Origin of the sequence: Pseudomonas sp. FH1, assembly GCF_000510895.2 — a bacterium.
Classification (GTDB): domain Bacteria; phylum Pseudomonadota; class Gammaproteobacteria; order Pseudomonadales; family Pseudomonadaceae; genus Aquipseudomonas; species Aquipseudomonas azotoformans_A.
This window is the reverse complement of the sequence record NZ_AOHM01000034.1, coordinates 17,235-29,881: the sequence shown is the minus strand read 5'-3', so window position 1 is coordinate 29,881 and position 12,647 is coordinate 17,235. Positions and strand designations below refer to the sequence as shown.

The window sequence follows — 12,647 nt, the reverse complement described above, 5'->3', positions numbered from 1 at the left end:
CTCCTGAAGATAGGTCAGAAGGCGTAAACCTTATTCAGGACGGGACACAGATACAAAAAAGGCCCGCTGATTCAGCGGGCCTTTTTTTGTGCGATTTTGGTAGCACTGAAGATCAACTGTGGGAGCGGGCTTGCTCGCGAAAGCGGTGGCTCAGTCACCAATGTATCCGACTGACAATCCGCATTCGCGAGCAAGCCCGCTCCCACACAAGCCCACTCTGTTGCTCAGGGCTTGCGGGTCTCGTGCATCCGCGCCAACTGCCGCTCCAGCATCGACGGATACGGTTCCATCAACCGCTCCACACAGCTGGCACCCTCGGGGCTGGCAATCGGGCGGATTCGTGCGCGTTGGCGGATCAGCGTGTCTTCGCTGATCTTGCGCTCCACCAGCAACAGGTTGCGACTGTGTTGCGACAGCGCCAGGGCGTCCTGGGCGCTCTCGGTGAGCAGCAGGTCGATCTGGGTCATGCCAAACAGGTCATCGCTCACCGTCAGGCCCAACTGCAGTTGCAGCGTGATGCCACTGTCGGCCACTTCGATCTGCAGGGCATGGCCCAGGGCGCGCAGCAACTCGCCGCAGCAGATGGCGTTGGTCAGGTAGTCTTCGCCGCTGTCTTCACTGTGGAACAGCATCAAGGTACTGCCATCGTTCAGGGTGTGCAGTTCGCTCTGGTACAGCGACGCGGCCTGGTCGAGGCAGTCGCGGTAGCGCTCCAGCAGCTCGGTCAGGCGTGCGCGGGGCAGGCGACGCAGTTGGTCCTGAGCGCCCAGTTGCACCGCCAGTACAGCGCTGAACTGAGGTTCGGTATTCTTCACCGGGGTGGGTTTTGGTGCGACGGCCGGTGCGCTGGCCGAGGTGTCGCGCAGGTCGGCGAAGGGGTCTTCGTCGTCCAGTTCGTCTTCTTCGGCTTTGAACGCCTGGCGGGTGGCAGGCTTCAGGCCCGCTACCGGTGCGTCCTGCACTTCAAACTCAGGCTCGTCGTCGTAGTCGGTTTCGTCGAACTCAGGCTCTGGCTCCACTTCGCGCACCACCGGTTCCGGGGCGAAACTGGCGTGCAGCTGGCGGGCGAGGTCGCCGATTTCATCCTGGCGGTCAGTGGCCGGGGTGTGCTCGTCGATATCGCGCAGCCAGATGCGCAACTGCATCAGCGGCGTGGAGATGTGCCGGCCCAGGCGCAGGCTCAAGGCCAACGCCAAGGCCAGCAGAATTGCGCTCAAGATGCCCATGCTTTGCAGGCTGATGGTCATCGGCTGCTGGAATTGCTGCATGTCCAGGCTGATGCGCAGTTGGCCGGCCTTCACATCCTGAAACGTAATGTTGCTCTGGTACAGGCCTTCGGCTTCACCCAGCAGGCCGTTTTTCGGGCGCTGCCCGGCTTCGGCCATGATCCGGTTGTCCACGCTGTAGATGGCGGCGTGGGCCACCAGCGGGTTCTTGGTCAGGTTGTTGAGCAGTACGTTGAGGCTGAGGATGTCGTTGGACACCAGCAGCTCAGTCGCCGAGGTGGCGGTCTGGGTGGTCAAGCTCTCGCCCAGGGCGTCGGCTTGCTCGTGCATGGCCTGTTTGAACTGCAAACCCATCACGCAGGCGTAGATCACCAGGGCCAGGGCGACCAGGATCACGTTATGGCTGGCGATGCGTAATGCGATCGGTACACGGCGGTGGCGCAGTGCCCGGAAGATCAGCAGGAAGAAATTATCGGTTTTTACTGGCGTGGGCCGGTTCACTTGCGCTCGGCTCTTGGTCCGTGAAGTTGACGCGCAGTATAGCGACAGCCCTAGAACCGGCAAAGCGCTGGCTGTGCCCGATGGTCACTGAAAGTGGGTAGAATGCGGTTTTTTTCCAGCCTGGGGGTGCGCCTTGCGCGAAATTGTCCTGATTAACATCACGGGGGAAGACCGCCCAGGTCTGACCGCAGCCATTACCGGCGTTCTGGCCCAGGGTGGTGTGAACATTCTCGACATCGGCCAGGCGGTGATCCACGACACCTTGTCGTTCGGCATCCTGGTCGAGATTCCGAGCACTGAACAGGCGTCTTCGGTACTCAAGGACATCCTGTTTACGGCTTACAAGCTGGATCAACAGGTGCGCTTCACCCCGGTGTCCGAAGAGGACTACCAGCAATGGGTGGCCGGCCAGGGCAAGAAACGCCATATCGTGACGCTGCTGACCCGCAAGGTCACCGCGGAACAATTGCAACGCGTCAGCTCCATTACCGCGCAGTACGGTCTTAATATCGACCATATCGACCGTCTGTCGGGTCGTATGCCGCTGGATACCCCGGCCGACAAGGGCAAGGGCTGCATCGAGTTCTCCGTGCGCGGTGAACCGGCCGACCCTCAGGCCCTGCGCGCCGAATTCCTCAGCGTGGCCCAAGAGCTGAACGTCGACATCGCCTTCCAGGAAGACTCGCTGTTCCGCCGCAACCGCCGTCTGGCGGTGTTCGACATGGACTCCACGCTGATCGAAGCCGAAGTCATCGACGAATTGGCCAAAGCGGCCGGCGTGGGCGAGCAGGTTTCCGAAATCACCGAACGCGCCATGGCCGGTGAACTGGACTTCCGCGCCAGCTTCAAGGAGCGCCTTGCGCTGCTTAAAGGCCTGGACGTGAGCGTGCTGGACTCCATCGGCGCCTCCCTGCGCCTGACCGAGGGCGCCGAAACCCTGTTCGCTGAACTCAAGCGCCTGGGCTACAAGACCGCCATCCTGTCCGGCGGCTTCACCTACTTCGCCAAGCAATTGCAGGCCAAGCTGGGCATCGACTACGTGTTCGCCAACGAGCTGGAAGTGGTGGATGGCAAGGTGACCGGCGTGGCGGTCGAGCCGATTGTCGACGCTCAGCGCAAGGCGGACCTGCTCAAGGAATTGGCGCACAAGGAAGGTTTGCGTCTGGAGCAGACAATTGCGGTCGGCGACGGTGCGAATGACTTGCCGATGCTGGCGATTGCGGGGTTGGGTGTGGCCTTCCGTGCCAAGCCGCTGGTGAAGCAATCGGCCAAGCAGGCGATTTCGACGTTGGGCTTGGATGGCGTGTTGTATCTGCTGGGCTTCCGTGATCGCGACGGTCAGCTGTAACTCGCTCTAACTGGTAAATGTGGGAGCCAGGCCAGGCTCCCACCTTCAATCAGGCTTTCGGAAGACCGATGCCTTGGCCCATCTGTACCGGAGTGCCAGCGGCCAGCTCTTCAGCCCACTTCACCTGATCCGGCCCAAACAGCACAATCGCGGTCGAACCCAGCTTGAAGCGACCCAGCTCCGCACCTTTCTCCAGATGAACCGGTGCGCGCGCAGCTTCGTCATAGCGGAAGGTTTTCAGCTCGCGCTTCGGCGGCGTTACCAGCCCAGCCCACACGGTTTCAATCGACGCCACAATCATCGCACCCACCAATACCACGGCCATCGGGCCGCGTTCGGTGTCGAAGATGCAGGCAACGCGTTCGTTGCGCGCGAACAGCTCAGGTACGTTTTCAGCGGTGGTCTGGTTGACCGAGAAGATGCGGCCCGGGATGTAGACCATCTCGCGCAGCGTGCCGGCCAGCGGCATGTGTACGCGGTGGTAGTCCTTCGGCGACAGGTAGATGGTGGCGAAATCGCCGCCCATGAACGGCGCCGCTACGGCCGAGTCGCCGCCCAGCAATTCCAGCACGCTGAAGCTGTGACCTTTGGCCTGGAACACCCGGCCATGCTCGATTGGGCCCAACTGGCTGACCGCACCATCGGCGGGGCTCAACACCGCGCCTGGGGTTTGATCCAGTGGGCGGGCGCCATCTTTCAGGGCGCGGGTGAAGAAGGCGTTGAAGTGCTCGTAGGCGGTCACGTCTTCAACCAGGGCCTGGGACATGTCCACTTGATAACGCTTGGCGAACCAGCTGGTGAAGGCATTCTTGAACCAGCGCACGCGGCACTCGGCAATGCAACCGGCCAGACGCGATAGCAAGTGGTGCGGCAGCAAGTACTGGCTGAGGATAAACAACTGCTTTTTCATAACTGTCCTTAAACCTTAAATCTCGACGGGGGTGTCGGGGTGGTTGCCCCATTCGCCCCAGGAACCGGCATAACCTTTGACTCGCGGATAACCGAGCGCCTTGGCCACCAGGTAGGTGAAGCCAGAACGGTGGTGAGTCTGGCAGTGGGTGATGATTTCTTTGTCTTTGGTCAACCCGAGGTCTTCGAGGATCTGCGGCATGTCGCGGCGGATACGCAGGTTGCGCGCCTTGTCCATGCCGGCAGTCCATTCGAAGTTCACCGCGCCGGGGATGTGCCCGCCTTTGGCGGCGAGGACCTTCTCGCCGGAATACTCCAGCGGACCGCGTGCATCCCAGATGCCCAGGTCGGCGGCACCCAGGCGGCTTTGCAGGTATTCGCGGGTGGCGGTGGGGCCATCGTGCAACGTGAGGCTGACCGGGCCGCCGACGGGGGCGGGCACGTCGGTGGATACCGGGTGCTTGTCTTCCAGCCAGGCCAGCAGGCCGCCGTCCAGGTAGTGGTATTTCTGGTGGCCGATCACGTCGAGCATCCAGATGAAGCGCCCGGCCCAGCCGCCGCCTTCGTCGTCGTAGACCACGTAGGTGGCGTCCGGGGTGTGGCCCAGTTCGCCGAACAGCTTCTCAAGATCAGCCTTGTTGGGCAGCAGGCCGGGCGCCGGGGGCTGCCCCAGTTGGGTGCGCTTTGGGTCAACGAAATGCGCGCCGGGGATATGCCCTTCGGCGTAGCGGGCGGCACTGGTGAGGTCCACCAGTATCAGGTGTTCGGTATCGAGGCGACCAAGCAGGTCGCTGGATTCGATCACCAGCGGCAAGCCAGTGAAGTCAGGCATGTGAGGTCTCCTGGGCACAAATGTTGGCGATAAAAGACGGCGATTGTAGCGCAAGCATCAGGCGCTGCGGTTGGTAAAGCAGTGCAGGGCTTTCTCGATGCATTGGGCGGTTTTGCCGAAGGCCTGCACGGTGGTTTCCGAGAACGGCCCGCCGCCCTGGTCGGCCACCATCAGCATAACCACCTTGCCATTACAGCTCAGCGAGCGCAGCAACAGGTGTTCGCCGGTGAACAGGCGACGCAGGATCGGCGGCAGCAAGGCCGAGAACTGCGCATGGTTTTCAGGGTTGAGGCGTACCTGCGCGGATTTTTCCAGCAAGCGCTGCAAGAGCGTGCTGTTGACCACATCCAGGCTCAAATTGGCCGCATCCTTCGGCAGGCCATCGACCTGGTGCGCACGCAAGGTGCTCATGGCGCGGTCAGCCATCAACAGCATGACCCGCTGCATGCCACTGGCCACCAGGGCCTCCTTGGCGCAGGTGGTCAGGTGCATGGCGTTGGCAAAGCGGCTCGGTTCCACCAGCAGTTCGGTGCAGCGCTTGCGCCACACGGCCAGGGCCTCAGCGGTGGGCGGTGGCGCTGGAAGCAGGCCGCGATGAATCTTTTGTACATGCCACGGCCAGATCAGCGACAGCGCCGGGTGCCAGAGGTCAGGCATCAAGGTGGTGCGGGCGCTGGTGACGGCCTGCTGGTGGACCTGCTGCTGCACCTCGCCCAGGGGCTGTTGCAGGTACAGCGCTGTGAGGAGTTGCCAGCGTTCGGTGTGCGGGCAGGTCCAGGATTCCTGGGCCGACATCGCCAGGCCGTTGGCCAGCAGCACGGTATTGGCCGGTTGGTTCAACCAGCGGCGCAGGTTGGGTTCGGCGTCGAGCAATTGCTGGTGGCGCAGTGGGTCGTCTTCGCGGGCGATGTGCAGCGCCTTGACCAGCAAGCGCTGCTCGCTCATCAGCAGCTTATAGCCCTGGGACACCCAGATCGGCAGGTGCCAGGCTTCGGTCAGGCCGACGCACAGGTCCAGCAGGCGCACGCCGAACAGTGCCTGCTCGACCTCGCGCGCCGATTGGCCTTTGTGGATCACCCGCAGTTCCCATTCTTCCAGGAGCTTGGGGTAGGCGACCGCCATCGGCCACAGCGGCGACAGAAACAGCAGGCTGCCCCAGTGAATGTCCTGCCACAGTCGCGCCAGGCGGCTGCCGAACAAACCGTTGGCTTGTTGCGATGCGTGCTGGCTGACCAACAGCAGTTGGCGCAACGCCACGGGGATCTCATTGGCCGGCACCGACGGCAGGCGCGCCAGCAGTTCTTCGGCGCGCTTGAGGCCCAGGCGGTTGAGCGCCACTTCGAGGTTTTCCGCCGGTTCCGCCAAGCTGCCATGGGTATGGCTGTTGGCCTCGCGCATCACGCTGAGCACAAGCGCCGGGCTGCTTTGCATCAGCTCGGCAATATCTCGCAATGAACTGCGGCTGTCGCGGATGCCTTTGCACACCCGGTCGTGACTGGCCTGGGGCACAGGCAGCAGCACATCGTCCAGGCGCTTGATCCAAGCGGCGAGAGAGTTGGGTTTTGCACTTGGGACTGTCGTTTCATTAGCCATGATAGGGGCGCGATCATCACTTGCGGTCTACACGCCCGGAGCGGGCCGAACTGGCTTTTCGCCTTAACGGGCTATAGTCTGGCGCAGTTTTGCCGATAAGTAGAACAAGAGTTTTCTGCTACACCCAATATGTCCATGAACCCGACGGCGCAAGTACTCATCCCCTATGGCTAAAATTATCGGCATCATCGTCGTCATCGCAAGTGTGCTCGGTGGCTACGTCCTGTCCCACGGTAAAATTGCGGCGTTGATCCAGCCCTTTGAAGTGCTGATCATCGGTGGTGCGGCGTTCGGCGCATTCTTGCAGGCCAACCCCGGCTACATGACTATGCACGTGGTCAAGAAGTCGCTGGGGATGTTCGGTTCGCGCTTCACTCACACGTTCTATCTGGAAGTGCTGGGGCTGGTCTACGAGATCCTCAACAAGAGCCGCCGCGAAGGCATGATGGCCATCGAGGCCGACATCGAAGACGCCGCCGCCAGCCCGATTTTCGCCAAGTACCCGGCTGTGCTCAAAGATGAGCGCATGACCGCCTACATCTGCGACTACCTGCGCATCATGTCCTCCGGCAACATGGCCCCCCATGAGCTGGAAGGCCTGTTCGACATGGAGTTGTTCAGCCTTAAAGAAGAGTTGGAGCATCCTTCCCACGCCGTGACCGGCATCGCTGACGGTATGCCGGGTTTTGGTATCGTCGCGGCGGTACTCGGTATCGTGGTGACCATGGCGTCCCTGGGCGAGGGCGACCAGGCCGCCATCGGCATGCACGTGGGTGCGGCACTGGTGGGTACGTTCTTCGGTATTCTCGCGGCCTACGGCTTCTTCGGTCCGCTTGCGACCTCCCTGGCCCATGACGCCAAGGAAGAAATCAACCTGTACGAATCGATCAAGGCCAGCCTGGTCGCTTCGGCTTCCGGCATGCCGCCGTCCCTGGCGGTGGAGTTTGGCCGCAAGGTGCTGTACCCGAAGCATCGCCCAAGCTTCGCCGAGCTGGAACAAGCGGTTCGCGGTCGTTAAGCCATGGAAAACAACCAGCCGATAATCATCAAGCGCGTCAAGCGCTTCGCTGCGGGGCACCATGGCGGCGCCTGGAAAATCGCCTTCGCCGACTTTGCGACGGCGATGATGGCGTTCTTCCTGGTGCTGTGGCTGATGTCCACCGCCACGCCCGAACAGAAGATCGCCATCGCTGGCTACTTCAAAGACCCGATTGGTTTCTCGGAAAGCGGCACGCCCTTCGTGATCGACCTAGGTGGCTCGCCGCAATTGGCGCCTGAGCGCACCATCAACCCGGAAATCAAGACCGAGTCGCCCCAGGAGAAAATCCCGATCGAGCGCGACACCGTCGAGTCCATGGCTGAGCAGGTCGAGCAGGAGCGCCTTGAGCTGCTGCTGCAAGAGCTGCAGACCAAGGTCGAAGAAAACCCGCAACTGCTGAAATTCAAGGACCAGATTTCTTTTGAAATCACGCCGGAAGGCTTGCGCATCCAGATCACCGACGCCGCCAACCGGCCGATGTTCGACTCCGGCAGTGCGCGCCTGAAGCCGTACTTTGAAGACATCCTGCTGGCCATGGCCGACACCATCAAGGCGGTGCCGAACAAGATCAGCATCAGCGGCCACACCGACGCCAAGCCATACGCGGGCCAGGGTGATTTCGGCAACTGGGAACTCTCGGCCAACCGCGCCAACGCCGCGCGCCGCGCGCTGGTTGCCGGCAGTTATCCGGACCCGCAAGTGGCGCGCGTGGTGGGGTTTGCTTCGTCGCAGCTGTTTGATCATCAAGATCCGTTCAACCCGGTCAACCGCCGGATCGATATCGTGGTGCTGACCAAAAAGGCTCAGCGTGCGATTGAAGGCGATCAACCACCGACGCCGCAACCTACCCCAGGTGCAGGCGCGCCGGGTGAGGTGCCGGCCGATCCGAACGCGATTCCACCGGGGCAGGAGCCGTTGCCGGCGCATGAACTGCGTCAGAAGCTGAACTTGTTTGATGATGGTGGGGTGAAGGATCCTACGGTGCCGGGTACCGGGTCGTAGGCCCTTTTCGACAAACTTCGTCGGTGAAAACGCCCCAACTCATTGGGGCGTTTTCGTATCCGTCAGAGCGGAAGATAGGCTTTCACACCGCTGATCACGCCTTGCATGTCGTCGGTACATAACCTCGGTACGAAGTACTCTCGCCCTTTGGAACGGGTCTTTCTGTGGAGTTTGTCGAGCCGCTCGAAGCTGACGGTGTAAATCATGTCGCACTTCACCCACAGCTCTTTGTAGCCATCCGTTAGAAGTGGATTGGTGTGAAGTAAATGATGCCAGTCGTGCTGCATCTCGGGAGCGGTAGAAGAGATCGGCACTACCGTGCAGAGCTTGCGGTTGTGGGTAGCCGTCGGGGATATCACTACGACTTTGCGGATCTTCAACATTTCTGGTGCAACAAAGCCTCGCGTGAAGTCGCAGAGCAGCACATCGCGTTGTTTGGGGTGATAGTAGAGAGGCAATCGTTAATTCCCCACAAAAAGCAAAGCCGCCCGAAGGCGGCTTCATTCGACACGCAGTGGAGCTTGCTTCGCCCCTTCTGCGCCGCTGGATCAACCCCGAAAAGGATCCAGACTCCTGCCAGCTTTCGCTGGTGACGGAGCAATTATGCGCATCAGAAATTCCGAATTCAAGCTGGCTCGTGTCGACTGGCCGCCCAGTTGTTCTGAATTCTTGATGCCAAACCCCGTTAAATCAATGGACTAGGCCGACCTGTGCCTTACTTTATGTGTATCAAGGCATGGCGGCTCAGTAACTGCTCTCCGGCAAGCTCGCAATAATCGACCGATAGCTGTTCATCCGCTGCTGCTGCACACGCCCATCCTCCAGCGCCTTGAGCAATGCACAGCCCGGCTCGCGGTCGTGTTTGCAGTCGCGGAAGCGGCAGGTGCCGATCAGGTCGTTGAATTCGATGAAGCCTGCTTCCACATCGCTGCGGCTGACGTGGCCGAGGCCGAATTCGCGGATACCGGGGGAGTCGATCAGCTCACCGCCGCCGGGGAAGTGGAACAACCGCGCGGTGGTGGTGGTGTGAGTACCCTGGCCGGACAGTTCCGACAGTGGGCCCACGCGGGTTTCGACTTCCGGCAGCAGGCTGTTGACCAGCGAGGATTTACCCACGCCCGACTGGCCGACAAACACGCTGATGCGCCCGTCCAACTGCTGTTGCAGCTGTTCCATGCCATTGCCGTGATGCGCCGAGACTTCCAGCACCGGGTAGCCGAGCGTGCGGTACACCGCCAGCAGGGCATTCAGCGCCGGGGCGTTCTGCTCGTCGATCAGGTCGAATTTGTTCAACAGCAACAGTGGGCGGATGCCAGCGTGCTCGGCGGCGACCAGGTAGCGGTCGATCAGGTTGGCATGGGGCTCGGGCAGTGGCGCGAACACGATGACGATCATGTCGACGTTGGCCGCCACCGGCTTGAGCTGGCCACGGCTGTCCGGGCGGCGCAGTTCGGTGGTGCGTGGCAACTGGGCGACAATCACGCCGATGCCTTGGTTGCCGGCACGCCAGACCACTTGGTCGCCGGTCACCAGCGCAGGCAGGTTGGCGCGCAAGTGGCAACGGAACACTTGGCCTGCGAGTTCGCCTTCGAGCGCCTCGACTTCGACCTGCACACCAAAGTGCGCGATCACCAGGCCCGTTTGTTCAGGGCCCAGGTCGCCGCCTTCAAGCGCTTCCACGGCGGAGGATTCACGTTTGGCGGCGCGAGCGGCGCGTTCACCTTGAATCTTTTCGATGCGCCAGTTTTGGCGACGGTTGAGCTGGCGTTTGGCCATGGGTGTTCCGTGTCGATAATGCAAAGGTTGGGTAAAACGGTCGCGAGTCTAGCACGCCCCCGCCTGCTAAACTGCGCAGCTACGCCAAGGTGCCAAGAGAATCAAGCCATGCAAAACCCACAGAACCTGATTTGGATCGATCTGGAAATGACCGGTCTGAACCCCGACACCGACGTCATCATCGAGATGGCGACCATTGTCACCGACAGCAACCTCAACACCTTGGCCGAAGGTCCGGTGATCGCCATCCACCACAGCGATGCCGTCCTTGCCACCATGGACGAGTGGAACACCCGCACCCACGGCAACTCCGGCCTCACCCAGCGCGTGCGCGACAGCCGCATCAGCATGGCCGAAGCTGAGGCCGAGACCATCGCCTTCCTGGAAAAGTGGGTGCCCAAGGGCAAGTCGCCGATCTGCGGCAACAGCATCTGCCAGGACCGTCGCTTCCTTTATACCCACATGAAAGGGCTGGAAAGCTACTTCCATTACCGCAACCTGGATGTGTCGACACTCAAAGAGCTGGCCGCGCGTTGGGCGCCGGAAGTCAAAGACAGCTTCCATAAAGGCAGCACGCATTTGGCGCTGGATGATATTCGCGAGTCGATTGCCGAGCTGCAGCATTACCGCAAGCATTTCATCAAAGCGTGACGCCCCCTTTTGGTGCCGTCAGCAAATGATTAGACTGCCGGCCTCAATGCAAGGATCGCCCTCATGCTGCTGATGCTCTACCTCATCGCCATCACCGCCGAAGCCATGACCGGCGCGCTGTCGGCCGGGCGACGCGGCATGGACTGGTTTGGCGTAGTGCTGATCGCGTGTGTGACAGCGCTGGGTGGCGGTTCAGTGCGTGACGTGCTGCTCGGGCATTACCCGCTGACCTGGGTCAAGCACCCGGAATACCTGGTGCTGACCTCTATTGCCGCACTGGTGACGATCTTTATTGCACCGCTGATGCGCCGCCTGCGCTCGCTGTTCCTGGCGCTGGACGCCGTGGGCCTGGTGGCGTTCACCCTGATTGGTTGCATGACCGCGCTGGAAATGGGTCACGGCATGTTGGTGGCCTCGGTCAGTGGTGTGATCACTGGGGTTTTCGGTGGCATCCTGCGCGACATCTTCTGCAACGACATCCCGCTGATCTTCCGCCGCGAGCTGTACGCCAGCGTGTCGTTCCTCGCCGCCTGGTTCTACATGCTCTGCCTTTATCTGGAACTGCCCAGCGAGCAGTCGATCCTGCTGACCCTGTTCAGCGGCTTTCTATTGCGGCTGTTGGCGATCCGTTTTCACTGGGAAATGCCCAAGTTCGTCTACAACGACGACGTGCACTAACGGCTGGCGTGCTGGTTCAGCGCCCATTCCACGTGTTCGCGCACCAGCTCCGACGGGTAATCCCGGCGCGCCTTCAAGGCTTCCAGCACCGGAATACTCGACGGCGCATTGCCCAGGCCCACCGCCAGGTTGCGCAGCCAGCGCTCGTAGCCGGCACGACGCAGCGGTGAGCCTTCGGTACTGCTGAGGAATTTATCCTCGTCCCACATAAACAGTTCGGCCAGCTCCGCGTTATCCAGGTTGTGGCGCGGTTTGAAATCGCTTTCGGCGGTGGAGCGGGCGAAACGATTCCATGGGCATACGATCTGACAGTCATCACAGCCGAATACCCGATTGCCGATCAGTGGGCGCAAGTCCTCTGGGATCGCGTTCTTGAGCTCGATGGTCAGGTAGGAGATACAGCGCCGCGCGTCCAATACATAGGGGCCGACGAAGGCGTTGGTGGGGCAGATATCCAGGCAAGCGGTGCAGCGGCCGCAGTGTTCGGTGCTGTGAGGGGCATCGATCGGCAACGGCAGGTCGACGAATAGTTCGCTCAGAAAGAAGTAACTACCGGCCTTGCGATTGAGGACCAGGGTGTTTTTACCGATCCAGCCCAGCCCGGCTTTTTCGGCGATGGCTTTTTCCAGCACGGGCGCGCTGTCGACAAAGGCGCGGAAACCGAACGGGCCGATCTGCGCTTGAATGCGATCAGCCAGTTGCTGCACGCGCTTGCGGATCAGCTTGTGGTAGTCACGGCCCAGGGCGTAACGCGAAATGTAGGCTTTTTCTGGCTTGGCCAGCAATTGGGCCATTTGCGTGTCGCCCGGCAGGTAATCCATGCGCAGCGACACCACGCGCAAGGTGCCCGGCACCAGTTCGTCGGGATGGGAGCGTTTGCTGCCATGGGCGCCCATGTAGTCCATCTCGCCGTGGTAGCCCGCGTCGAGCCAGCGTTGCAGGTGCTGCTCATGCTCGGCCAGGTCCAGGCCGCTGATGCCGACTTGTTGAAAGCCCAGCTCGCGGCCCCAGTCTTTGATCGATTGGGCGAGGGCGGGCAGATCGGACGTAATAGCAGGCATGAGACACGGGAAACCACAGGTTAGATGCGTA

Annotated in this window: 12 protein-coding genes; 5 read left to right on the top strand and 7 right to left on the bottom strand. The window is 61.3% G+C overall.

Going from position 1 to position 12,647, the window contains the following annotated elements; genetic code table 11:
* Positions 1-224: 224 nt before the first annotated feature.
* A complete protein-coding gene (locus H096_RS12295; RefSeq protein WP_033898478.1) occupies positions 225-1,727 on the bottom strand; it encodes an AhpA/YtjB family protein in 1,503 nt (500 codons plus the stop codon).
* A gap of 133 nt (positions 1,728-1,860) precedes the next feature.
* Between H096_RS12295 and serB the strand changes: the two genes are divergently transcribed.
* On the top strand, positions 1,861-3,075 hold the full coding sequence (serB, locus tag H096_RS12290) for a phosphoserine phosphatase SerB (protein WP_028615502.1): 1,215 nt from the start codon (positions 1,861-1,863) through the stop codon (positions 3,073-3,075).
* Positions 3,076-3,124: 49 nt separating this feature from the next.
* Here the strand turns inward: serB and asd are convergent, their stop codons facing one another.
* From asd to H096_RS12275, 3 genes are read right to left on the bottom strand one after another with little or no spacing between them, the layout of a single operon-like run.
* Positions 3,125-3,985, bottom strand: a complete 861-nt coding sequence (asd, locus tag H096_RS12285) for an archaetidylserine decarboxylase (protein ID WP_033898477.1) — start codon at positions 3,983-3,985, stop codon at positions 3,125-3,127.
* A gap of 15 nt (positions 3,986-4,000) precedes the next feature.
* Positions 4,001-4,816, bottom strand: coding sequence for a rhodanese-like domain-containing protein (locus tag H096_RS12280; RefSeq protein WP_033898476.1), 816 nt, complete (start codon positions 4,814-4,816; stop codon positions 4,001-4,003).
* A gap of 57 nt (positions 4,817-4,873) precedes the next feature.
* A complete protein-coding gene (locus tag H096_RS12275; protein ID WP_033898474.1) occupies positions 4,874-6,409 on the bottom strand; it encodes an HDOD domain-containing protein in 1,536 nt (511 codons plus the stop codon).
* A 166-nt stretch (positions 6,410-6,575) separates the two neighbouring features.
* On the opposite strand from H096_RS12275, the gene motA reads away from it, so the two are divergent.
* Both motA and motB read left to right on the top strand, forming a co-directional pair.
* The gene (motA, locus tag H096_RS12270; RefSeq protein ID WP_016976894.1) at positions 6,576-7,427 is read left to right on the top strand and encodes a flagellar motor stator protein MotA; all 852 of its coding nucleotides are present in this window, start codon (positions 6,576-6,578) and stop codon (positions 7,425-7,427) included.
* A 3-nt stretch (positions 7,428-7,430) separates the two neighbouring features.
* The gene (gene motB / locus H096_RS12265) at positions 7,431-8,450 is read left to right on the top strand and encodes a flagellar motor protein MotB (RefSeq protein ID WP_033898472.1); all 1,020 of its coding nucleotides are present in this window, start codon (positions 7,431-7,433) and stop codon (positions 8,448-8,450) included.
* 62 nt (positions 8,451-8,512) lie between these two features.
* Here the strand turns inward: motB and H096_RS12260 are convergent, their stop codons facing one another.
* Positions 8,513-8,908, bottom strand: coding sequence for a type II toxin-antitoxin system PemK/MazF family toxin (locus H096_RS12260; protein WP_033898470.1), 396 nt, complete (start codon positions 8,906-8,908; stop codon positions 8,513-8,515).
* Positions 8,909-9,194: 286 nt separating this feature from the next.
* A complete protein-coding gene (rsgA, locus tag H096_RS12255; protein ID WP_033898469.1) occupies positions 9,195-10,226 on the bottom strand; it encodes a small ribosomal subunit biogenesis GTPase RsgA in 1,032 nt (343 codons plus the stop codon).
* A gap of 108 nt (positions 10,227-10,334) precedes the next feature.
* Between rsgA and orn the strand changes: the two genes are divergently transcribed.
* Complete coding sequence (gene orn, locus H096_RS12250; protein WP_003171343.1) at positions 10,335-10,877, top strand: oligoribonuclease; 543 nt, start codon at positions 10,335-10,337, stop codon at positions 10,875-10,877.
* 63 nt (positions 10,878-10,940) lie between these two features.
* Positions 10,941-11,555, top strand: coding sequence for a trimeric intracellular cation channel family protein (locus H096_RS12245; protein ID WP_028615507.1), 615 nt, complete (start codon positions 10,941-10,943; stop codon positions 11,553-11,555).
* Here the strand turns inward: H096_RS12245 and queG are convergent.
* Entirely contained in the window at positions 11,552-12,616 is a 1,065-nt protein-coding gene (queG, locus tag H096_RS12240; RefSeq protein ID WP_033898467.1) for a tRNA epoxyqueuosine(34) reductase QueG, read from the bottom strand. The genes H096_RS12245 and queG overlap by 4 nt on opposite strands.
* Positions 12,617-12,647 lie beyond the last annotated feature (31 nt).